This window comes from uncultured Martelella sp., assembly GCF_963677965.2.
In the GTDB taxonomy this organism is placed as follows: Bacteria; Pseudomonadota; Alphaproteobacteria; order Rhizobiales; family Rhizobiaceae; genus Martelella; species Martelella mangrovi.
Map to the genome: position 1 here is coordinate 1,392,454 of NZ_CAXXFM010000001.1, position 22,279 is coordinate 1,414,732.

The 22,279-nt window shown below is 62.3% G+C and carries 21 protein-coding genes; 6 read left to right on the forward strand and 15 right to left on the reverse strand.

The window, feature by feature from the left end:
- The first annotated feature begins 2 nt into the window (after window positions 1-2).
- The 5 genes from cydD (at window position 3) to cydX (ending at window position 6,518) form a co-directional block, all read left to right on the forward strand.
- Window positions 3-1,793, forward strand: a complete 1,791-nt coding sequence (gene cydD / locus ACHZCU_RS06640; RefSeq protein ID WP_319518145.1) for a thiol reductant ABC exporter subunit CydD — start codon at window positions 3-5, stop codon at window positions 1,791-1,793.
- Window positions 1,790-3,490 (forward strand): thiol reductant ABC exporter subunit CydC, encoded by a 1,701-nt coding sequence (gene cydC, locus ACHZCU_RS06645; RefSeq protein WP_319518146.1) that lies wholly within the window; start codon window positions 1,790-1,792, stop codon window positions 3,488-3,490. The genes cydD and cydC overlap by 4 nt, the downstream gene beginning before the upstream one ends.
- 92 nt (window positions 3,491-3,582) lie before the next feature.
- A complete protein-coding gene (locus tag ACHZCU_RS06650) occupies window positions 3,583-5,178 on the forward strand; it encodes a cytochrome ubiquinol oxidase subunit I (RefSeq protein WP_106307917.1) in 1,596 nt (531 codons plus the stop codon).
- A 6-nt stretch (window positions 5,179-5,184) separates the two neighbouring features.
- Window positions 5,185-6,339: a cytochrome d ubiquinol oxidase subunit II gene (cydB, locus tag ACHZCU_RS06655; protein ID WP_319518147.1), complete on the forward strand. Its 1,155-nt coding sequence runs from the start codon at window positions 5,185-5,187 to the stop codon at window positions 6,337-6,339.
- A 56-nt stretch (window positions 6,340-6,395) separates the two neighbouring features.
- Window positions 6,396-6,518 carry a cytochrome bd-I oxidase subunit CydX gene (gene cydX, locus ACHZCU_RS06660; protein ID WP_061449716.1) on the forward strand — a complete coding sequence of 41 codons (123 nt, stop codon included), beginning with the start codon at window positions 6,396-6,398 and terminating at the stop codon, window positions 6,516-6,518.
- 83 nt (window positions 6,519-6,601) lie between these two features.
- Here the strand turns inward: cydX and ACHZCU_RS06665 are convergent, their stop codons facing one another.
- The 4 genes from ACHZCU_RS06665 to purE form a co-directional block, all read right to left on the reverse strand.
- Window positions 6,602-7,195 carry a hypothetical protein gene (locus ACHZCU_RS06665; protein WP_319518148.1) on the reverse strand — a complete coding sequence of 198 codons (594 nt, stop codon included), beginning with the start codon at window positions 7,193-7,195 and terminating at the stop codon, window positions 6,602-6,604.
- A 76-nt stretch (window positions 7,196-7,271) separates the two neighbouring features.
- Complete coding sequence (gene ykgO / locus ACHZCU_RS06670) at window positions 7,272-7,397, reverse strand: type B 50S ribosomal protein L36 (protein ID WP_018064355.1); 126 nt, start codon at window positions 7,395-7,397, stop codon at window positions 7,272-7,274.
- A 127-nt stretch (window positions 7,398-7,524) separates the two neighbouring features.
- Window positions 7,525-8,598, reverse strand: coding sequence for a 5-(carboxyamino)imidazole ribonucleotide synthase (locus ACHZCU_RS06675; RefSeq protein WP_319518149.1), 1,074 nt, complete (start codon window positions 8,596-8,598; stop codon window positions 7,525-7,527).
- A 4-nt stretch (window positions 8,599-8,602) separates the two neighbouring features.
- Window positions 8,603-9,106 (reverse strand): 5-(carboxyamino)imidazole ribonucleotide mutase, encoded by a 504-nt coding sequence (gene purE / locus ACHZCU_RS06680; RefSeq protein ID WP_227023671.1) that lies wholly within the window; start codon window positions 9,104-9,106, stop codon window positions 8,603-8,605.
- Window positions 9,107-9,379: 273 nt separating this feature from the next.
- Between purE and ACHZCU_RS06685 the strand changes: the two genes are divergently transcribed.
- Window positions 9,380-9,553, forward strand: coding sequence for a YdcH family protein (locus tag ACHZCU_RS06685; RefSeq protein WP_106307316.1), 174 nt, complete (start codon window positions 9,380-9,382; stop codon window positions 9,551-9,553).
- Window positions 9,554-9,628: 75 nt separating this feature from the next.
- On the opposite strand, the gene ACHZCU_RS06690 is transcribed toward ACHZCU_RS06685, so the two are convergent.
- The 11 genes from ACHZCU_RS06690 to ACHZCU_RS06740 all read right to left on the reverse strand — a co-directional run bounded on the left by ACHZCU_RS06690 (window position 9,629) and on the right by ACHZCU_RS06740 (window position 22,274).
- Window positions 9,629-9,982 (reverse strand): DUF6665 family protein, encoded by a 354-nt coding sequence (locus tag ACHZCU_RS06690; RefSeq protein ID WP_319518150.1) that lies wholly within the window; start codon window positions 9,980-9,982, stop codon window positions 9,629-9,631.
- Between the two features lie 128 nt (window positions 9,983-10,110).
- Window positions 10,111-11,817 (reverse strand): 30S ribosomal protein S1, encoded by a 1,707-nt coding sequence (gene rpsA / locus ACHZCU_RS06695; RefSeq protein ID WP_106307313.1) that lies wholly within the window; start codon window positions 11,815-11,817, stop codon window positions 10,111-10,113.
- A 171-nt stretch (window positions 11,818-11,988) separates the two neighbouring features.
- Window positions 11,989-12,621, reverse strand: a complete 633-nt coding sequence (cmk, locus tag ACHZCU_RS06700) for a (d)CMP kinase (RefSeq protein WP_319518151.1) — start codon at window positions 12,619-12,621, stop codon at window positions 11,989-11,991.
- A 147-nt stretch (window positions 12,622-12,768) separates the two neighbouring features.
- Window positions 12,769-13,530 carry a DUF4167 domain-containing protein gene (locus tag ACHZCU_RS06705; protein ID WP_319518152.1) on the reverse strand — a complete coding sequence of 254 codons (762 nt, stop codon included), beginning with the start codon at window positions 13,528-13,530 and terminating at the stop codon, window positions 12,769-12,771.
- A 318-nt stretch (window positions 13,531-13,848) separates the two neighbouring features.
- Window positions 13,849-14,715, reverse strand: a complete 867-nt coding sequence (prmC, locus tag ACHZCU_RS06710; protein ID WP_319518153.1) for a peptide chain release factor N(5)-glutamine methyltransferase — start codon at window positions 14,713-14,715, stop codon at window positions 13,849-13,851.
- A gap of 10 nt (window positions 14,716-14,725) precedes the next feature.
- Window positions 14,726-15,808 carry a peptide chain release factor 1 gene (gene prfA, locus ACHZCU_RS06715; protein WP_319518154.1) on the reverse strand — a complete coding sequence of 361 codons (1,083 nt, stop codon included), beginning with the start codon at window positions 15,806-15,808 and terminating at the stop codon, window positions 14,726-14,728.
- A gap of 57 nt (window positions 15,809-15,865) precedes the next feature.
- Window positions 15,866-18,133, reverse strand: a complete 2,268-nt coding sequence (gene ptsP / locus ACHZCU_RS06720) for a phosphoenolpyruvate--protein phosphotransferase (protein WP_106307395.1) — start codon at window positions 18,131-18,133, stop codon at window positions 15,866-15,868.
- A gap of 82 nt (window positions 18,134-18,215) precedes the next feature.
- Window positions 18,216-19,466: an aspartate kinase gene (locus ACHZCU_RS06725; protein ID WP_106307392.1), complete on the reverse strand. Its 1,251-nt coding sequence runs from the start codon at window positions 19,464-19,466 to the stop codon at window positions 18,216-18,218.
- Window positions 19,467-19,664: 198 nt separating this feature from the next.
- Window positions 19,665-20,426, reverse strand: a complete 762-nt coding sequence (locus tag ACHZCU_RS06730; protein ID WP_319518155.1) for an ABC transporter ATP-binding protein — start codon at window positions 20,424-20,426, stop codon at window positions 19,665-19,667.
- Window positions 20,426-21,427, reverse strand: coding sequence for an iron ABC transporter permease (locus ACHZCU_RS06735; protein WP_319518156.1), 1,002 nt, complete (start codon window positions 21,425-21,427; stop codon window positions 20,426-20,428). The genes ACHZCU_RS06730 and ACHZCU_RS06735 overlap by 1 nt, the downstream gene beginning before the upstream one ends.
- On the reverse strand, window positions 21,420-22,274 hold the full coding sequence (locus ACHZCU_RS06740; protein ID WP_319518157.1) for an ABC transporter substrate-binding protein: 855 nt from the start codon (window positions 22,272-22,274) through the stop codon (window positions 21,420-21,422). Before ACHZCU_RS06740 ends, ACHZCU_RS06735 begins: the two co-directional genes overlap by 8 nt.
- Window positions 22,275-22,279 lie beyond the last annotated feature (5 nt).

A 22,279-nucleotide genomic window follows, 5' to 3' on the forward strand; every position in this document is an offset into this window, starting at 1 on the left:
GCATGAGCGAGCTTGTTTTTGAAAAAGCCGCCGGCGGCAGGGCGGACGCGCGGGGCAGAGATGCCCGCGTGACCGGTACGGCCGCACAGCCCGCCGCCGGAGGTGCGAAAAACAGCCGGCCGGTTTCGCGCGCACCGAAGCCGCGGGGGCTGAAGATCGCCGCCTGGCTGCAGACCCTTGCCGAACTGATGTGGTTGCCGCAGGCGGCCTGTCTGGCCCACGGCATCGGCCTGATTGCCCGCGGAGAGGGCGTTGCCGCCGTGCTGCCGCTGGCCGCCGCCGTTCTCGCGCTCGGCGTCGTCAAGGCGGTGTGCGAACGCAGCGGCAACCGGCTGGCCTATCGGACGGCGCGCGCGATCCTCAGCGACAAGCGCGAAGCCGCCCTTGCCGCCCTCAGCCGCCGCTCGCCGCTTGATACAAGCCGGGTCGCCTCCGGCGAAGCGGCCAGTGTGATCGCCGAGCAGGCCGAACACATCGTGCCTTACCTCGCCCGCTTCCAGACGGCGCGTTTCAAGGCTTCCGTCGTGCCGCTGGCAATTCTCGCCGTCATCTTCCCGTTTTCGTGGATCGCAGGCCTGGTTCTGCTGATCGCCGCGCCGCTGATCCCCGTTTTCATGGCGCTGATCGGCTGGAGCGCGCAATCGGCCAGCGAAAAGCACCTTGCCGATATGGGCACACTGAACGCATTTCTGCTTGACCGGCTGCGCGGGCTTTCGACCATCCGTTCCTTCGATGCCGTCGATCAGGTTTCCCGGCGTCTCAGCCTGCGCGCTGAAAACCTGCGCCGGCGCACCATGTCGGTGCTGCGCATCGCCTTCATGACATCGGCTGTGCTGGAGCTCTTCTCCGCGCTCGGCGTTGCCATGGCCGCCGCCTATATCGGCTTTCATCTGCTCGGCCAGATCGGTTTCGGTGCATGGGGCGGCACGCTGACGCTTTCCGAAGGGCTGTTCATCCTTCTGCTGGCCCCCGCCTTCTTCGATCCGCTGCGCATGCTGTCTTCCGTCTGGCACGACCGGGCTGCAGGCGAGGCCGCGATTTCGGCCCTCGACAGGCTGGCCGAAGACGGGCTTTCCATGGTGGGTGCGGAACAGGACGGCCATCTGGCAGAAGCAACGGCCGCAAGGCCACGCCCGCTCAGCGTCGAGTTCCGCGATCTCGGCTTTGTGCATTATGGTTCGCGCGATCCGGTTTTTGCAGACTTCAACCTTTCGATCGCCCCCGGCGAGCACATCGCGCTGCTTGGCCCGTCGGGCAGTGGCAAGACGACGCTTCTGGCGCTTCTGGCCGGCCTTGCCGAACCCCGCCACGGCCGCATCCTGATCGACGACACCACGCTGGACGACGCCAATGCGGCGGAACTCCGCACCCGCATGGCCTGGATCGGCCAGAACCCGCATCTCTTTGCAGGCTCGATTGCCGGCAATATCCGCCTTTACCGCAACGACATTGCGCGCGATGCCGTGGCCGATGCGCTTGCTCTTGCATCGCTCGATCATGTGGCAGAAGCCCATGGCAATGCCATGATCGGCGAAAACGGCGCCGGGCTTTCCGGCGGCGAGGCGCTGCGGCTGACACTGGCCCGCGCGGCCGCCAACCGCGCCGCCGGCCTGATCATTGCCGACGAGCCGACCGCCCATCTCGATCACCGCACTGCAGGCGACATCACCGAGGCTCTGCTGACGCTCGCCAGCGGACGTACGCTGATCGTCGCCACCCATGACCCGCTGCTTGCCGAGCGTATGGACCGCGTCATCCGCCTCAACGAGGATTTCCGGGAGGTTGCACGATGAAAGCCGGCAAATTCTCAAGCCTCGGTCCGATTATCCGGCTGTTCTGGCGTCAACGACGCGGCGGACTTATGGCAGGCGCTGCCCTTTCGGCCGCCACCGTTCTGGCCGGCATTGCCCTTCTCGGCGTCTCCGGCTGGTTCGTCACGGCGGCTGCCATTGCCGGGCTGACAACGGCCACCGCGCTGGCCTTCGATGTGTTCGCACCATCGGCCGCCATCCGCTTTCTGGCATTGTCACGCACGGCCGCGCGCTATTTCGAGCGGCTGCAGACCCATGACGCCACGCTGCGCGTTCTGGCGGATCTGCGTGTCAGCCTGTTCCGGGGCTTTGCCGCACCGGGAGCGGCGCGCGCACTCGGGCTTCGCCCCGCCCGGCTGCTGTTCCGGCTGACGGCGGATGTCGATGCACTCGATTCGCTTTACCTGCGCGTACTGGTGCCCGGTTTCGTTGCCATTATCGCCGGCCTTGTCACCATTGCCGCGCTCGGCGCGCTGTCGTGGACGCTCGCCTTTGCCGTCGGTGCGGCCATCGTTATTCCCGGCCTCGCCATTCCCGCGCTTTCGGCACGCTTTGCCGAAAAGCCCGCGCGCCGCCGCGCCCATGCGCAGGAAGCGCTGCGGGCGCGCGCCGTCGATCTGGTTGCCGGGCAGAGCGAACTGGCCTTTGCCGGCGGCCTTCAAAGCCAGCGCGCCCGCGTCGCAGCGGCAGACACGCGCGAGCATGTTTCGGATCTGGCGCTCAACCGGATCGAAACCAATGCCGGTTTCGGCTTCGATATCGTCACCGCCCTCATTTTGTCGGGCGTGCTCCTGGCTGGTGCAGCACTTGCCTCGGCAGGCACGGTAACGGCGCCGCTTGCCGCCCTTGCCCTGCTGATCGCCTTTGCCGCACTGGAGCCCTTTGCCGGCCTGCGCCGCGGCGCAATGGAACTTGGCCGCACGCTGCTGGCGGCCAGACGGCTTTCACCGCGCCTTGACGCTGCGGCCGCGACCCGTTTTCAGCCGGCAACGCCGAAGACCGGCAATGCGCTTGAACTGAACAATGTCACCATGCGCTACGAAGGCCGCGCCCGCGCGGCGGTCGACTGTCTTTCGCTTGCCGTCAAAACCGGTGAGAAGGTGGCGCTGATCGGGGCCAGCGGCGCGGGAAAATCCTCGATCATGTCGCTGTTTGCGGGCGAGACCGACCCGCAGTCCGGCACCGTTGCCGCCTGCGAGGCGACGCTTCTGACCCAGCGCACCGAGCTTTTCAAGGATTCGCTGCGCGCCAACCTGAAGATTGCCGCGCCGAAAGCCGATGACGACGCGATGATGGCTGCCCTCGATGCCGCCGGTCTCGGCGAGACCGTCCGGGCATTGCCGCAAGGCCTCGATACCGATCTCGGCGAACAGGGCATCGGCCTTTCCGGCGGCCAGTCGCGGCGACTGGCGCTTGCCCGGCTGCTTCTGCGCGACACGCCGGTTTTCCTGCTCGACGAGCCGACCGAAGGCCTCGACGGCAAGACCGCGCGCGATGTCATGTCACGGATCAATGCGCGCGCCGGTAAGAGCCGTACGCTTCTCGTCGCGACCCATATCCGCAGGGAGGCGGAAATCGCCGACAGACTGCTTGTTATCCATTCGGGGCGGATCATTGCCGCCCCCAAACGAGGCGAACCCGGCTTTGATGCCGCGCTTGCCACCTTGAGGCCGGATTAAAACCCCGGCCTCCAATAAAGAAATGCGGTCTTGCCGTTGGTCCGGCAAAACCGATGAAACTTGAGACCCGGTTTGAACGCGGGAGAGACGCAATGGAACTGGACATCGTGGCGCTATCGCGCCTTCAATTTGCTATGACGGCACTATACCACTTTTTGTTTGTGCCGTTGACGCTGGGCCTTTCCATGATCGTGGCGATCATGGAAACGACCTACGTCATGACGGGCCGCCGCATATGGCGGCAAATGACAAAATTCTGGGGGACGCTGTTCGGCATCAACTTCGTACTCGGCGTTTCCACCGGTATCGTTATGGAATTCCAGTTCGGCATGAACTGGAGCTATTACAGCCACTATGTCGGCGACATCTTCGGTGCACCGCTGGCGATTGAAGGGCTGATGGCCTTCTTCCTGGAAGCCACCTTTGTCGGCCTGTTCTTCTTCGGCTGGGACCGCATGTCGCGGGTTGCCCATTTGATTACCACCTGGTGCGTGGCCATCGGCTCGAACCTGTCGGCTCTTTGGATCCTGATCGCCAATGGCTGGATGCAGAACCCGGTCGGCTCGACTTTCAACCCGGTTACGATGCGCATGGAAGTCTCCAACTTCTTCCAGGTGCTGACCAATCCGGTTGCCCAGGCCAAGTTCGTGCATACGGTATCTGCAGGCTATGTCACCGCTTCGGTGTTCGTGCTCGGCGTCGGCGCCTGGTATGTGCTGAAGGGACGGCATGTCGAACTCGCCAAGCGTTCGATGACGATTGCCTGTTCGTTCGGCCTGGCTGCGGCGCTTTCGGTCGTCGTGCTGGGTGACGAAAGCGGCTATCTGACCACCGAACACCAGAAGATGAAGCTGGCTTCGCTCGAGGCCATGTGGGACACCGAGCCCGCACCTGCATCCTTCACCCTGTTCGGCATTCCCGATACCCAGGACCGCGAGACGCATTACGCCGTCAGAATACCGTGGGTCATGGGCCTGATCGGCACGCGTTCGCTGGATACCCCGATCGAGGGCATCAACGAACTGGTCGAAAGCGGCAAGACCCGGATCGAAAACGGTATCCTCGCCTATAACGCGCTGACCAACATGCGTCAGGCCATGGGAACCGGCACGCCGGATACGGCGGATCAGGCCACACTTGAACAGTATGGCAACGACCTCGGCTATGCCTATCTGCTGAAGCGCTATGTCGACGACCCGAGCCAGGCTACACCGGCACAGATCGAAGAGGCGGCCAACAGCCTCGTGCCGCCGGTCGGCACACTGTTCTGGTCGTTCCGCATCATGGTTGCATGCGGCTTCCTGTTCATCGCGGTAATGGCTGTGTTCTTCTATCTGTCGGCACGCCGCCGCCTCGACAGCCATCGCTGGCTGCTGCACCTCGCAGTCTGGATCATTCCGCTGCCGTGGATTGCCGCAGAAGCGGGATGGATCGTCGCCGAGCTCGGCCGCCAGCCGTGGATCATCGAGGGCATCCTGCCGACGGCGCTTGCTGTCTCCAGCCTCGGTGCGGGCACGCTGCTCCTCACGATTGCCGGCTTTGTTGGCATCTACACGGTGCTGTTCATCGTCGAAATGGGCCTGATGCTCGCCGCGATCCGCAAGGGACCGCAGCCTGACAACGGACCCGAAATGCCCGTTCTCGGCTTCCGCCGGGTCAAGGGCGTCGAAGTGGCACCAGCGGAGTAAAACATCATGGTACTACACGATCTCATATCCTACGAAGTCCTCCGCGTTATCTGGTGGCTGTTGCTCGGCGTTCTGCTGATCGGCTTTGCCATCATGGACGGCTTCGACCTCGGCACGGCAACGCTGCTGCCTTTCGTCGCCAAGGGCGATACCGAACGACGCGTTGTCGTCAACACGATCGGCCCGGTCTGGGAAGGCAACCAGGTCTGGCTCATCCTCGGCGGCGGCGCGATCTTCGCGGCGTGGCCGGCAATCTACGCCGTATCCTTCTCGGGCTTCTATCTGGCGATGTTCGCGATCCTGTTCGCGCTCATCCTGCGCCCGGTCGGCTTCAAGTACCGCTCCAAGCGTGAAAGCGCCACCTGGCGCAACACCTGGGACTGGCTGCTGTTCATCGGCGGTTTCGTGCCGACGCTGATCTTCGGCGTGGCGCTGGGCAATGTGCTGCAGGGCGTTCCCTTCCGGTTCGATGACGACCTTCGTATCTTCTACGACGGTTCGTTCTTCGGCCTTTTGAACCCCTTCGCACTGCTGGCCGGTCTGGTCTGCGTCGCCATGCTGGTCATGCATGGTGCAGCCTATCTGTCGACCAAGACGGAAGGTCCGGTCAACGACCGCTCGCGTGCTTTCGGTTCGATTGCGGCTCTCGTCCTGATCGTGCTGTTCGCGCTGGCCGGTGTTTGGCTTTACTACGGCATTGACGGTTATGCCTTCACCGGCGCGGTCGATGCCGGTGGCCCGTCCAACCCGCTGATGAGCGACGTGGCGCGCGAACAGGGTGCATGGTTTGCCAATTACGGGCGCTATCCCTGGATGATGCTCGCACCCGCGCTGGGCTTCCTCGGCGCACTCGGCGCGTTCATCGGGCTGAAGGGCAGCAAGCCGACGCTCGCCATGCTGTCGTCCAGCATCTCGGTCTTCGGTGTGGTTGCAACGCCCGGCGTGGCGATGTTCCCCTTCATCCTGCCGTCTTCGCAGCAGCCCGCTGCAAGCCTGACGGCCTGGGATTCATCGTCCAGCCAGCTGACGCTGTTCATCATGCTGGTCTGCGCGCTGATCTTCGTGCCGATCATCCTGCTCTACACCTCCTATGTCTATCACATCATGTGGGGCAAGGTGACGAACGAGGATGTGACCAACCCGGACAGCCACGCATACTGAGTGACAGGGCCGGGCCTTCGGGTCCGGCTCACCGAAACCCGTAAAAGGAGATATCAATGTGGTATTTCGCCTGGATCCTCGGTCTGCCGCTGGCAGCACTCTTCGCGGTGCTGAACGCCATGTGGTACGAGCTGATGGATGACCGCGCCAAGGAGCGCCAGAGCCAGAAACAGGGCTGACGCGCACCTGCTGGAATAAAAAGCCCGGGTCTGCCAATTGCAGGCCCGGGCTTTTTCATGCTCCCTACTCCGACGGAAGCTTTTTACAGCCGCTCACCCGCCAAGTCGTTTTCGGTCGTATCGACGTAAGAGCCGACATCGCGATCGGCGGGATAAAAATCGAGATAACGCCGCCAGACCTCAAGTGCGGCTTCGGGCCGGCCGGTGCGGTCGAGGATGGTCGCCATCAGCCCGAGCCCGCCGAAATCGCGCGGTTCCAGCGCAAGCGCACTGCCGATGTCATCCATCGCCCGGTTCAGATCACCATGGGTATAGTGAAGCACCGCGCGCTTGCGATAGGCCGCCGGCTCGTCGGGCCTGAGCGCAATCGCCTCCGACAGGAAATCAAGCGCGGCGGCAGTGCGGCCATCGGCCTCCGCCTCGTCCGAAGACTTGATCAGAAGCGACACCGTCGCGCTGGGCGAGCGGTCGAGATAATCGTCGATGTCCCTGGCATAAGCGGCAGCCTCGGCGGGATCGCGCGTGCGCACAAGCTGGCGATACAATGTATCCAGCGGATCGGCAGGCGTCGTTGCAGCCGCAACGTCAGCGCCATCGGCCGTTTGCGCGAGCGCAGGCATGCCGGCCAGCGGCGCCAGCGAAACGAATGTCAGAAAAGCAGGCATAAAAAAGCGCATGACGGGATGGTATCCCGTCATGGCAAAAGGTCAAACAGATATTGCACCGGCCCGGTCACGGTCCGGTTACACGCACTCAGCCCTGACGAGCCTTGAAGCGCGGGTTCTGCTTGTTGATGATGTATACACGGCCCTTGCGGCGCACCAGACGGTTTTCCCGGTGACGGGACTTGAGCGCCTTGAGCGAATTCTTGATCTTCATGTTTTCGATCCGCTGTTTGTGCCGCTCTCGACTGATCAGTAAAGGCGGTCTGTTTCAACATTCAAAAGCGCGCCGGAAGGAGGCGCGCTTGGCTGTGGCCGGTTCCTAGCGAATGGCTGCGCGAAAGTCAACCGTTCCGGTGGTTTTCATGCGGATGAAGCACGGTGACATGGCCCATCTTGCGGCCCGGCCGGCTTTCGTCCTTGCCATAAAGATGCACCAGCGCGCCTGGCGTCGCCATCCAGCGCGGAATGTCGTCCATATCGTCGCCGATGATATTGTGCATCACGCAATCGCTGTGGCGGACAGGATCGATCAGCGGCAGGCCGCAGACGGCGCGGATATGCTGCTCGAACTGCGAGATCACACAGGCCGCCTCGCTCCAGTGGCCGGAATTGTGCACCCGCGGGGCAAACTCATTGGCAAGCAGACGCCCATCGCGCGCAACAAACAGTTCAAGGCCCGCAACGCCAACATAGCCCAAGGCCGAAAGCAGCTTTTCAGCGGCGATTTTCGCGTTTCCGACAAGTTCATCGGACACGCGGGCCGGCACCCGCGAAATCCGCAGAATACCATCACGGTGCTCGTTTTCCGCCGGATCGAATGAGACAAACGCGCCATCGACACCGCGCGCCGCGATCACCGAAATTTCGCGCTCGAAATCGATCCATTCCTCGAAGATCGCCGGCGCTCCGGCAAGCGCTGCAAAGGCGGCATCGGCATCATCGCCGCTGCCGGTAAAAACCCACTGCCCCTTGCCGTCATAACCGAAACGGCGCGTCTTCAGGACACCGCGTCCGCCAAACAGTTCAAGCGCGGCATCGAGATCGGCGCGGGTGTCGACTGCGTGAAAACCTGCTGTCGGAATGCCGCACTCATTGAGAAAGGACTTTTCGGTGAGCCGGTCCTGCGAAATCGAAAGGGCGCGCGCAGGCGGATAGACGGGGCGTTTGCCCGCAAGCTGGGCCGCGCTTTTTTCCGGCACGTTTTCGAATTCATAGGTGATGACATTACAGCGGGCAGCAAGCTCTTCAAGCGCGCTTTCATCGTCATAGGCCGCCACGATATGCGCATTGGCCACCTGTGCTGCAGGACAGTCCGCCTGCGGCTCCAGAATGACCGTGCGGATGGAGAGCCGGGCGGCAGCCATGGCCAGCATGCGACCGAGCTGGCCGCCGCCGACGATACCGATGGTTTTCATGGACTCACTCATCCTTGTCGATGGGATATTCTGCGACATGGGCCGCCTGACGGGCCCGATAGTCATCAAGCCTGCCGGCAAGCTCCTCGTCCGAGAGCGCCAGAACGGCGGCGGCAAGCAGCGCGGCATTGACGGCACCCGCCTTGCCGATCGCCAGCGTTCCAACAGGCACGCCCGCCGGCATCTGCACGATTGAAAGCAGGCTGTCCTGGCCGGAAAGCGCACGCGACTGGACCGGAACGCCGAACACCGGCAACGGCGTCATGGCCGCCAGCATGCCCGGCAGATGGGCCGCACCGCCAGCACCTGCGATGATGACCTGAAACCCTTCGCCGCGCGCACCGCGGGCAAAGTCGTAAAGCCGGTCCGGCGTGCGATGAGCCGAGATGATGCGTGCATCATAATCGATTTCGAGAACATCGAGCGTATCGGCAGCATTCTTCATCGTTTCCCAGTCTGACTGGGAGCCCATGGCAATGGCGACGGGCGGATTCATGATCGGGCTCATCGGCCTTCCGTTTCAGTCGTAATTCCAGTTCTGGCGAAACCGCGACGAGGCCACGGTCAAATGTGGCCGAAAAGGGCCTGAAAACGGCTTTAGCATCATTCGTTTTCGGTGAAAAGCGAGCTTGCGAGCGGTGATAGCGCAGACATTGAAAATGCCGCCGGAAAATCACATTTCCGCCTTCGACAAGTGTGCTGAAACATGGCATTGTTTTATTGCAAATCGATGACGAGGCGCCGCATCCTGCGGCGATAAACAAAGGAAGGACGTGTTGAAATGACAGTTCAGACCCACCTTGCCGCCCTTGAGGAAAAACATTCCGCGCTCGAAAAAGAGCTGCAGAACGTGATCTCCTCGCCATCCAGTCAAGATGAGGAAATTGCAGAACTCAAACGCAAGAAACTTGTGCTCAAGGACGAAATCGAGCGCCTTCAGCAATCTGTGAACTGATCATAGTCCCTTTCCAGGAATGCAACGCCCCGGCTTTTGACCGGGGCGTTTTTTTGCGGCTATTTCAGAGCGTTTTCAGGACTTGTCGGCCTTTTCGGCTTTCTTCATCACGCCGACGCGCAGCATCACCTCACGGGGAATATCATAGGTCGATTTCAGGTGATGATCGGTCCTGAGCCCCAGATAGTCACGCTGGATGAACAGCGCAAAGGCCCTGTCGGCCGCCGCCTGCACCAGTTCGTCGCGGTCCTGATTGGAACCCGGCGTCTCGTCATGGCGCTTCAGGGCTGCCAGCGCCTCCTCCAGCCGCCGTCCGATCCGCCCCAGCGCCTGCGCCGTCTCCTGCATGATCTCGTATTGCAGGGCATCCATCTCGGGATCGAGCGGCCTGCTGTTCGTTCCGGGCAGTATCGGCGTCTTCTTGGCCATGATCTTTTCCTTCGCTCTTCCTCCCTCAAACATCGGAAACCGGCCGACTGAGGTCAAGACAGCAGGCACAACAAAAAACCGCCGGGCGTTGCCACCCGGCGGTTCGGTATTCACGGCGTAAGCAGTGCTTACTGGTCGTCGCGGCCCTTCAGGGCTGCGCCGAGAATGTCACCGAGCGAAGCGCCACTGTCGGACGAACCGAACTGTGCAACGGCTTCCTTCTCCTCGGCGATTTCAAGCGCCTTGATGGAGAGCATGACCTTGCGGTCGCGCTTGGAGAAGTTGGTGACGCGGGCGTCGAACACCTGACCGACCGAGAAACGCTCGGGGCGCTGCTCGTCGCGGTCGCGGGCCAGATCCGAACGGCGGATGAAGGCCGAGACATCGTCGTGGTTGACGAGCTTGACTTCGACGCCGCCATCGTTGGTGTCGGTCACTTCGCAGGAAACAACAGCACCCTTGCGCAGTTCGCCGGAAGCAGCTGCTTCCGTCAGCGAATCCTTGCCGAGCTGCTTGATGCCGAGCGAGATGCGTTCCTTTTCGATGTCCACATCGAGAACAACAGCCTTGACGATATCGCCCTTGTTGTATTCCTCGATGACCTGCTCGCCCGGACGGTTCCAGTCGAGATCGGAAAGGTGAACCATGCCGTCGACATCGCCTTCGAGACCGATGAACAGGCCGAATTCGGTCTTGTTCTTGATCTCGCCTTCGACTTCCGTACCGGACGGATGCGAGAAGGAGAAGGCTTCCCACGGATTTTCAAGCGTCTGCTTGAGACCGAGCGAAATGCGGCGCTTGGCCGGATCGACTTCGAGAACGACAACTTCGACATCCTGCGTGGTCGACAGGATCTTGCCGGGGTGGACGTTCTTCTTGGTCCAGGACATTTCCGAGATGTGGATCAGGCCTTCGATGCCCGGCTCCAGCTCGACGAACGCACCGTAGTCGGTGATGTTCGTGACGGTACCGGAAATCTTCTTGCCTTCCGGATACTTGGCCTGGATGCCATCCCACGGGTCAGCTTCAAGCTGCTTCATGCCCAGGGAAATGCGGTGCGTTTCCTGGTTGATGCGGATGATCTGAACCTTGACGTTCTGGCCGATGGACAGAAGCTCGGTCGGGTGGTTGACGCGACGCCATGCCATGTCGGTGACATGCAGCAGACCGTCGATGCCACCGAGATCGACGAAGGCGCCGTAATCGGTGATGTTCTTGACAACACCTTCAACGACCTGGCCCTCTTCGAGGTTCTGAACGATTTCCGAACGCTGTTCCGCACGGCTTTCTTCAAGAACGGTCCGGCGCGAAACGACGATGTTGCCGCGGCGCTTGTCCATCTTGAGGATTTCGAACGGCTGCGGCGTGTGCATCAGCGGGGATACGTCGCGGATCGGACGGATGTCCACCTGGGAACGCGGCAGGAAGGCGATCGCACCGTCGAGGTCGACCGTGAAGCCACCCTTGACCTGATTGAAGATCTGACCTTCGACGCGCTCGCCGGCCTCGAACTTGGCTTCGAGCTTGACCCAAGCCTCTTCGCGACGGGCCTTCTCACGCGACAGAACAGCTTCGCCCAGCGCGTTTTCGATGCGCTCGACATAGACTTCAACTTCGTCGCCGGCCTTCAGCTCGCCATCCTTGCCGCGCACGCCGAATTCCTTCAGCGGCACACGACCTTCGACCTTCAGGCCGACGTCGATGATGGCCATATCCTTTTCAATGGCGGTGACCAGGCCCTTGGCAACATAGCCTTCGGCAAGATCATTGTTCGCGCCGAAGGATTCCTCGAGCATTGCGGCGAAATCGTCGCGCGTGGGGGTTTGTGCAGTCATAAAAACTCCTGGATCGTGTCGGTCATTTCAGGCCGAACACGCGTTGCGCCGGTGGCTGGTGTTGATCTTTGGCTGTCACCGCATCCCTCTTCACCCTGTTTCAGGGCGAAAGAGCATTCCGGCGCATGGATGCAGTGAAAACCTCAATTTGCGGAGCTTCCTCCGCATGCATTACGGGTCGGGCCGCTTGTCCACATAAGCGCAGGCGGCCCGAAACGCGGCTTCTATACCCATTTTGGACGTATCAAGCAAGTGCGCATCGTCCGCGGGGCGCAAGGGACTGTCCTTTCGCCCCATATCGCGTTCATCGCGACGGCGGACATCGTCCAGAATCTGCGTGAAATCCGCCGTCTCGCCTCTGGCCACGATCTCGTCATAACGCCGTCTGGCGCGAATTTCCGCATCCGCCGTCACATAGAGCTTCACCGGCGCATCGGGGCAGACCACCGTGCCGATATCGCGGCCGTCGAGCACTGCGCCCCTGCCGGCCTCGGCAAAACGCCGCTGGGCTTCGACCAGCGCCACGCGCACCGACGGCATGGCGGCGACTTTCGATGCCGCTTCACCGATTTCGTGGGCCGACAGCACGGTACGATCGAGATTGCCGAGATCAATCGCAGCGGCAGTTTCTGCGGCAATCGTTTCGTCATCAAGGGGTTTTCCCGCATCGACAAGCGCCTTGGCGGTGGCCCGATAGGTCAGGCCGGTATCGAGATGCGGCAAACCGTAGTGTTCGGCAAGCTTGCGTGCGAGCGTACCCTTGCCGGCCGCCGCCGGTCCGTCGATTGCGATGACAAAGCCCATGAAGATCGTCCCGTTCCGTTTGACGGTGACATAGCGCATCACCGCGAAGATCAAAACCGGTTATCGAGCGCATTCGGCGGAAAACAAACGAAACAGGCCCGGTCATCATGGCCGGGCCTGTTTGCGAGACTTCTGAATGCCTGGCGCTTATTCCGAAGGACCGTCCGCCATGGCCGGCGTCTTGTCCTTGTCGGCAGGCGTGTCCTTGGCGGACGCATCATCTGCACCGGCTTCGGCCTTCGGCGTGCGGCGGCGACGTGCCGGCTTTTTCGGAGCTTCCGCCTCTGCGACATTTGCCTCTGCAGCATTCGCCTCGGCGGGAGCGGCATTGCCTTCCTCGCCGCTATTGTCGGCGGCAGCGGCGCGCTTGGTGCGGCGCGGACGGCTGGCGGCCGGTGTGCGGCGGCGCGACTTCGGCGCCGGCTGGCCGTCAGCCTCTTCGGCTGCAACCTCGGCGGGTGTTCCGTCGATAACCGGCTGCGGCCCGTCGGCATCAACCTGTTTTTCCTGCCTGCGCGGCTGTTCCTTGCGCTCGCTGCGCTCATCGGCCGACGGCTGGTTGCCGTTATTGCCGTTCTTCCTGGCCGCATTATCGTCATTGTCGTCATTGCTGTCGGAGCGGTCGTCACGCTGGTGGCGCTCCTGAAGCTGGGACTGGGCGGCTGCAATGATGCGGTTATAGTGCTCGGCGTGCTGGAGGTAGTTCTCCGCCATGACACGGTCGCCCGAACTTTGCGCATCGCGCGCAAGTGACATGTACTTCTCGGCGACATGCTGCGCGGTGCCCCGCACCTTCACATCAGGACCGGTACTGTCATAGGTCCGGGTCAGCGGGTTGGCGCCCTTGCGGTTAAAGTTATTATTGCCGCCGCGCCCCCGGCTGCGCTTATTCTGCTGTCCTGGCCTCATGGAGTATTCACCTGAATTTTCTGTCAATGGTCGAGCTTGTCCGTCTACCGCTTTCGCATCAGCGAAACATGACGGCATAGCCCCGTCGGCAGGGCAAAACACGCGCTGCCATTCGTGGAATCCAAATACCTGAATCACGCAAAAAACGGCATGTCACAATGAACCAACATTGGACGGAAAACCTTGAGACTGCGGCCAAGCGACGAATCGCTGTTTCTTTCAGTCACCGTTTTGCGTGCGTGCAACCTATCGTGCTTGTCCCGAAATTCCAAGCCCTTTCTTCACCTGTTTTCAAAAAGGCCGGACCCGGGGCGATTTTCAGCTTTTCCGAGCGCTTGCAAAAATGACAACGCGGTCATTTCCGCCCAGATCCCGATGGCTTTCCACCGGCGTGAAGCCCGCTTTACAGAAGATTGCTGTTACCATGTCCTTCTGGTCAAAGCCGATTTCTAGCGCGATAACGCCATTTTCGGCGAGATGAGCATCGGCTTGCGCCGCGATTGCCCGATAGGCGTCAAGACCGTCTGCACCGCCGTCCAGCGCAAGAGCGGGATCATGCTCCCGCACCTCCGGCGCCAGCGTCGCGATCACATCAGACACGATATAGGGCGGATTTGACACAATCATGTCGAAACGACCCTGCACCGCGGAAAACCACGGTCCGCGCCTGGTGACGAAACGGTCTGCAACACCATTTATCAAGGCATTGGCGCGCGCCGTTTCAAGAGCCCCGTCGGCAATATCTGTCGCCAGTGCTGTGGTTTCGGCACAATTTTTCAAAAGTGCGACCGCAATGGCCCCGGTTCCGGTACCCAGATCGACAATGCGGGCAGCCCCGTTGCGCTTCACCGCCCGTTCAAGCCAGGGCAGACAGTGCTCGACCAGAATTTCGGTATCCGGCCGCGGTTCCAGCGTATCGTCAGACAGCATGAAATCGAGCCCGTAGAACTCGCGGGCGCCGAGGATCCGGTAGACCGGTTCGCGGGCAAGCCGCCTTTTGACGGCCGCCGCAACGGCAGCCTCCTCGTCAGCCTCCAGTTCGCGCGCGCCCTCGCTCATCATCCCGGAAAGCGAAAGGCCGAGTATGCCGCTCACCAGATGCCGGGCGTCGTCTGCCGGTGCATCGAGCCCGGCTGCGGCAAAGGCGTCAACGGCCTGACGATAGATCGCCTGAAGTGTCGCCACGCCCGTTTCCTCAACCGTCCTGAACGCCGAGAAGGGCAAGCTGGCCGGCCTGGTAATCGGCAACCAGCGCATCGACGATCTCGTCAAGATCGCCGGCAATCACCTGATCGAGCTTGTAAAGCGTGAGATTGATGCGGTGGTCGGTGACGCGCCCCTGCGGAAAATTATAGGTGCGGATACGCTCGGAGCGGTCGCCGGAGCCAACCTGGCTCTTGCGGTCGGCGGAGCGCTCGCTGTCGGCGCGCTGACGTTCCATGTCGAACAGCTTGGCGCGCAGAACCTGCATCGCTTTTGCCCGGTTCTGGTGCTGCGACTTTTCCGAACTGGTGACGACGATGCCCGTGGGAATATGGGTGATGCGTACCGCCGAATCGGTGGTATTCACATGCTGGCCGCCCGCCCCCGACGAGCGCATCGTATCGATGCGGATATCGTCCGGGCGGACTTCGATATCGATATCCTCGGCTTCCGGCAAAACGGCAACGGTGGCCGCGGAGGTGTGGATACGGCCACCGGCTTCGGTTTCAGGAACACGCTGGACCCGGTGCACGCCGGATTCGAATTTCAGCCGCGAAAACACGCCCTTGCCGGAGACAGAGGCGATGATTTCCTTGTAACCGCCGGCATCGCCCTCGCTGGCCGACAACACGTCGACCTTCCAGCCCTTGTCCGATGCGTAGCGCTCATACATGCGAAACAGGTCGCCGGCAAAAAGCGCGGCCTCGGAGCCGCCGGTTCCCGCGCGGATTTCCAGCACCGCGCTTTTTTCATCCGCCGCATCGCGCGGCAGAAGCAGAAGCTGGATTTCGCCGGACAGCGTCTCGATGCGCTCTTCCAGTTCCGGCACTTCCATTTCCGCCAGCGCGCGCATTTCCTTTTCGGTCTCACGGTCGGCAAGCAGGCTGTTGAGATCGGCAAGCTCGCTTTCGGCAGCCTGATAAGCACGGATTTTTGCGACAACCGGGTCCAGCTCGGCATATTCGGAGGCGAGCTTCACATAAGTTTCCGCGTCGGGACCCGATGACATGCGCGCCTCGACTTCGGAAAACCGCCGTTCCAGTTCCCGCATCTTTTCCTGTGGTAGCCTCGCCACGCCTCGTCATCTCCGCTTGTTGTTGGTGTTGTTGCCGCTTTGGTTTTTCGGGCGTCGCTAAAGCGGAATGTTGTGCTCGCTGGCGAAACGCTCGAGCAGCGCGCGCATCGGCGTCAGATTGGACGGGTCATCGAGGGCCGCATTCACAACGTCGCTGACGGCGGCAATGTCGAGACCGAGCAGCATCGCCTTCACCGGCCCGATGGCCGTTGCCGACATCGAAACCGAGCGATAGCCGATCGCAAACAGCGCAAGGGCGGAAATCGGCTTGCTGGCATATTCCCCGCACAGCGTCACCGGCACATTGTTGCGCTCGCCCGCCCGCACGATATCGCGCAGCATCCGGAGGAACGGTTTGCTGACCGTGTCATAGCGGTCGGCGACACGGGCGTTGCCGCGATCGATCGCCATGAAGAACTGGTAGAGATCGTTGGACCCGACGGAGACGAAATCGACCTCGGCCATCAGCTCGTCAATCTCGTAAAGAAGGGCCGGCACTTCCAGCATGGCGCCAAGCTCGATCCGGCGCGGCACCTGATGGCCGAACCGGGTGAGGTGCTGCACTTCCTTGGCCATCAGCGCCCGGGCCGCGCGAATTTCGCCGACCTCGGAAACCATCGGCACCATCACTCTCAGCGTTTCACCGGCCGTGGCCTTCATCAGGGCGCGAAGCTGCATGCGCAGCAGATAGGGCCGGTCGAGCGCCAACCGGATGGCGCGCCAGCCCATGGCCGGGTTTTCCTCTTCCTGCGCACGGAAATAGGACACCACCTTGTCGGAGCCGATATCGAGCGTGCGGAAGGTGACGGGGCGATTGCCCGCATGATCGAGCACCTGCCGGTAGAAGCTTTCCTGTTCGGCCGCCTTGGGCATGCGCGAGGCGATCATGAACTGCAGCTCGGTGCGGAACAGGCCGATGCCCTCCGCGCCGCTGTCATCGAGCTGCGGCAGGTCGACCAGCAGCCCGGCATTCATCATCATCCGAACCCTGACGCCGTCAGCCGAAACCGGATCGACGGAGCGAAGCGCGCGGAACTGTTCTTGGCGGCGCGCTCTGAGCCTCAGCTTTTCCTCATAAGCCGTCACCACGGCATCGAGCGGGCGCACATGCACCTCGCCATCATCACCGTCGACGATGACGGCATCGCCGTTTTCCACCTGGGCTGCCACGCCGGTGGCCTGTCCGATGACCGGAATGCCCATGGCGCGCGCCACGATGATGACATGGCTGGTCGCCGACCCGTCCTCAAGCACGAGACCGCGCAGCTTTTCGCGCGGATAGTCGAGCAGTTCGGCAGCGCCCATGGCGCGCGCGACGATGATCGCGTCGTCGGGAAAACCCTCGCCGTCGGCATCGACCGAATGGCCGGTCAACTGGCGCAGCAACCGGTTTGCAAGATCGTCGAGATCATGCATGCGGTCGCGCATGAAGGGATCGGTCAGGCGGATCATCCGCGCCTTGGTGTCGCTCTGGACCTTTTCCACCGCGCCCTCGGCCGTCAGACCCAGCGTGATCGCCTCTTCCAGCCGCCGGACCCAGCCGCGGTCATGGGCAAACATCCGGTAGGTCTCCAGCACCTCGCGGTGCTCGCCCTCGGCGGAAACATCGTTGCGCTGCAAAAGCTCGTCGATCGAAAACCGCAGCTTTTCCATCGCCGCGCGCAGCCGCGCGATTTCGGCATCGCTGTCCTCGTTGACGAGGTTGTTGACCATGATGCGCGGCTCGTGCAGCACGGCATGGCCAAGCGCAATGCCTTCGCCATAGGCATCGCCGGAAAGCGAAACCGTACGGGTCAGGTCGAGTTCCATCCCCGGCCGGGTGATTTTCTTGAGATCTCCGGAGGCGATCAGCTCGGCCAGCAGCATGGCCCCGGTCTGCAGCGCCTCGACCTCTTCCTCGCTATAGGCATGCTCATCGGTGTTCTGGACCACGAGAACGCCGAGCGTACGGCCGGCGCGCAGGATCGGCACGCCCATGAAGGAGTGATAAATCTCTTCGCCGGTTTCCGGCAGATAGCGGAAGGCCGGGTGCGACTGGGCATCCGACAGGTTCAGCGGCCGCGCGGAAGCCGCAATCGTGCCGACCAGGCCCTGGCCCATCCTGAGGCTCGCCAGGTGAACCGCGTCGCGCTTCAACCCCTGCGTTGCGTAAAGCTCAAGCACGCTGTCGGCCCGCAGGACATAAACCGAGCACACTGCCGCCACCATATTATCGGCGATCTGGCCGACGATACGGTCGAGACGATCCTGCGGCTCCAGCGGCTCCGCCATCAGTTCCCGGAGCCGTTTGAGCAGAATACGCGGACTCGGTGCTTGGTGATTCATCACAGTCTGTCCCCGGTGGAGAAGCCTCAAAAGCTTCATTCGGAATATCCTGAAAACAATTTTCAGGACATTCCGCTACGGCTTATTTATCGAGACCGTAGCAGGAATGCAAAGTTCTGACAGCAAGTTCGGCGTAGGCGCCATCGATCAGAATCGAGATCTTGATCTCCGACGTGGTGATCGCCTTGATGTTGATGCCCTTCTCGGAAAGCGCCTTGAAGGCCGATGCGGCAACGCCCGAATGGGACCGCATGCCGATGCCGATCACCGAAATCTTCGCCAGTTCGGTTTCGCTTTGAACCGCGTCATAACCGATATCGTCATGGCGGGCGGCAAGCGCTGCCTTGGCCTTGTCCACATCCGACGCCGGCACGGTGAAGGTCATGTCTGTATGGGTGCCGTCCTCGGAAATGTTCTGGACGATCATGTCGACATTGACATGGGCCTCGGCCAGTGGGCCGAAAATGGCCGCGGCAACGCCGGGGCGGTCTTCCACACGGCGCAGCGAGATCTGTGCCTCATCCTTGGCATACGCGATGCCGGTCACGACTTCCTGTTCCAAAATCTCATCCTCGTCGCAAATCAGGGTCCCGGGCGGATTGTCGAAATCGCCCATGCCCGGCGCATCCGGCGCCTCGAAACTCGACCGCACGAATGTGCGCACTTTATGAACCATCGCCAGTTCGACCGAACGCACCTGCAGCACCTTGGCGCCGAGCGAGGCCATCTCCAGCATTTCCTCGAATGCCACCTTCTTCATGCGTTTTGCCTTCGGCTCGACGCGCGGATCGGTGGTGTAGACGCCATCGACATCGGTGTAGATATCGCAGCGATCGGCCTTCACGGCGGCAGCGACCGCGACAGCGGAGGTATCGGAGCCGCCGCGACCGAGTGTCGCAATCCGGTTATCCGGGCCGATACCCTGAAAACCGGCGCAGACGGCGACCTGGCCCTCACCCATGCGTTTGACGATATCCGAACCGTCAATATCATCGATACGGGCGGCGCCATGGGTGCTGTCGGTTCTGATCGGCAACTGCCAGCCCTGCCAGGAGCGCGCATTGACGCCCATCGACTGCAACACGATCGCCAGCAGCCCCGAGGTGACCTGTTCGCCGGACGAGACGACCACGTCATATTCACGCGCGTCATGCATCGGCGAGGCTTCGCGGGTCCATTCGACCAGTTCATTGGTCTTGCCGGCCATGGCGGACACGACGACGGCAACCTCGTGGCCGGCATCGACCTCGCGTTTGACATGACGGGCCACATTGCGGATTCGCTCGATATTGGCGACGGACGTGCCGCCGAACTTCATGACAATGCGGGCCATATTCCAACACTCGACTTCAAGAACGTCCAAAAGCGATGGCGGACGCAACACCATGACATTTCCGCCGGGTTCCGATCGACGGCCGGCTCAGGTCGCGACCGGAGCTGAAGCCGGAAAGCTGCGGTTTCTTAGCGAAATCGGACACCGCGCGCAATGGCGCTTGGCAAGAGTTTGTGCATGGCAGGTAACGCAAAAGTTCTATTTGCCCGAAAGGCCGGTCGGCATGACCACCGGTCCGCCATCCGCATGGCCGAAAAAGGCCTCCACACCATAGACCCGACGCAGATTTTCCGCCGTCAGCACGGTTTCGGGTGTTCCCTCCGCCACCACGCGGCCTTCCGACAGCATCACCAGACGGGTACACCAGCGCGCGGCAAGCCCCAGATCATGCAACGAGCAGACCACCGACCGGCCCTCGCGCAGCAGCGAGACGAAGACCTCCATCAGCGCAATCTGGTGGGCGGGATCAAGGCCCGCGACGGGTTCGTCGGCCACAAGCAGCGGCGTGGTCTGGGCCAGAGCGCGGGCAATCAGCACCCGCGCGCGCTCGCCACCCGACAGCGTATCGGCGCGGCGCTCGGCAAGCGTATCGACCCCCATGCGCTCCATGGCGCGGGCGACGATCTGTCCCCCGGCCTCGCCGCTCTCCCGCCAGGGCTGGCGCCCAAGCCCCACGACGCGCCGCACCGCAACGGCCCAGGCAATTTCGTGATCCTGCGGCAGATAGGCCACCACCCGCGCGCGCTGCAGCGGCGTCATCTGCGCCAGCGGCGTCTGCAACAGACTGACATCGCCGGATGCCTCGATCAGCCCGAGGCAGGCCCTCAGCAGCGTCGACTTTCCCGCACCGTTCGGCCCGATCAGGCCAACGAGTTCGCCATGGCCGACCGAAAAGGCGACATTGTCGACAATCGCGCGCCCGCCGATGCGGACAGTGAGCTTGTCAGCCTCCAGCAACATCAAATCAACTCCCGGCGTGTCTTGTAGATCAGCCACAGGAAAAAGGGCGCGCCGATCAGGGCGGTCACGACCCCGATCTTCAAATCCCGCTCCGGCGCGATCAGCCGGACGGCGACATCGGCGGCCAGCAGGACAGCGGCACCGCCGAGCGCGCTGGCCGGCAGAAGGCGCGAGGGCAAGGACCCGACAAGCGGGCGCAGCAGATGCGGGACCACAAGCCCGACGAAGCCGATTGCGCCGGAAACGGCCGTTGCCGCACCAACACTTGCGGCCACACCCCAGATCACCTGCCGTTCGGTGGTCTTCGGCGCATGGCCGAGACTGACGGCCGCATCATGCCCGAGGATCATGGCATCGAGCGCACGGGCTGCGGAAAACAGCAGCACCCAGCCGAACGCCATGAACGGGATGGAGAGCCAGAACTGCAGCATCGAGCGATCGGCCAGCGAACCCAGCATCCAGAACATGATTTCCGTGGCGGCGAAGGGGTTGGGCGAAAGGTTGAGCGCAAGCGAGGTCATGGCGGCGGCAAAACTGGTGACCGCGACACCGGCAAGAATAATGGAAAGACTGCGCGCACCGCCGCCGGCAAGAAACCGCACCAGCACCACCGAGGCAAAGGCGAAGACAAGCGCCAGAACCGGCAAGGCCAGCACAAACAACGCCGAAAGCCCGGTATAGATCGCGATCACCGCGCCGAGCGAGGCCGACGCCGAAACGCCGAGCAGGCCGGGTTCGGCCAGCGGATTGCGCAGATAGCCCTGCAGCACCGCGCCCGAAAGGCCGAGCGTTGCCCCGATGGTGAACCCGAGCAGCGCGCGCGGCAGCCTGATCTCCTGCATGATCAGCGCAATCGCGCCCGCATCCCGGCTGAAAAGCCCCGACAATGCCGCCCGGAACCCGAAACCGGCGGGACCGACCGTCAAAGACGCCAGAAAAAGCAGGCTCACGAGCACGCCAAGACCGGCGAGAAGCAGGTAATAGCGACGCTGTTCACTCATGTCCGTTGCCCTTGGCCACGCCATTTCTGAGGCGGGCGATTGCGTCAAGATTGAACGGCCCGCCGCAGATCGTCAGACGGCTGGGAAGATCAATGAGTTCTGCCTTTTCAGCCGCTGCGCGAAAGGCGGGATGGGCAAACGGCGCCTCGGCCAGGGCGGGTGCATCATAGCCGCTGTCGCCGCCGATGATAACCTCGGGCGCCGCCATGATCAGGCGTTCGAGCGGCAGGCGGCCAAGACCATCGATGCCGGCGGAAATACCGATATTGTCGAGCCCCGCATCGGCAACGATATCGCCGGCAAGCGTGCCCTCGCCCGAGGTGTAGCCATTGGCATAATAAAGCGCTGCGGTCTTGTCGCTTGCCGGCTGTTCCAGCAGGGCTGCGCGGATTTCATCCATGTCCGCGACAATCCGTTCGGCCGCCGCCTCGCGCCCCAGAAGATGGCCCATGCGCAGAAGATTTTCGCGCACATCCTCAAGCGAGGCCTCCGGCGCGAATTCGGCAACGGGGACACCGAGCCGTTTCAGGAGATTGACCGTCTCGCGGGTGGTATAGCTGCCGGCCAGCACCAGATCCGGTTTCAGAAGGAACACTTCCTCCGCCTGCCCGTGATTGAGCGGATAGGCCGCGGCCTCTTCCGCCATGGCGGAGACGGCCGGATCGACCGCAAGGGCCGATATGGAAATGAGCTGCCCCTCGCCCGCAAGCGCCATCGCCATCTGATCGGTGCACAGATTGATCGAGACCACACGGGCCGGTGCGTCTCCTTCATCGAGCGCAAGAGCCGAAGGAACGGCAGAAAACAGGCAAAGGAGGCCGGCGCAGGCGGTTTTGACAGACAGCATTGTTC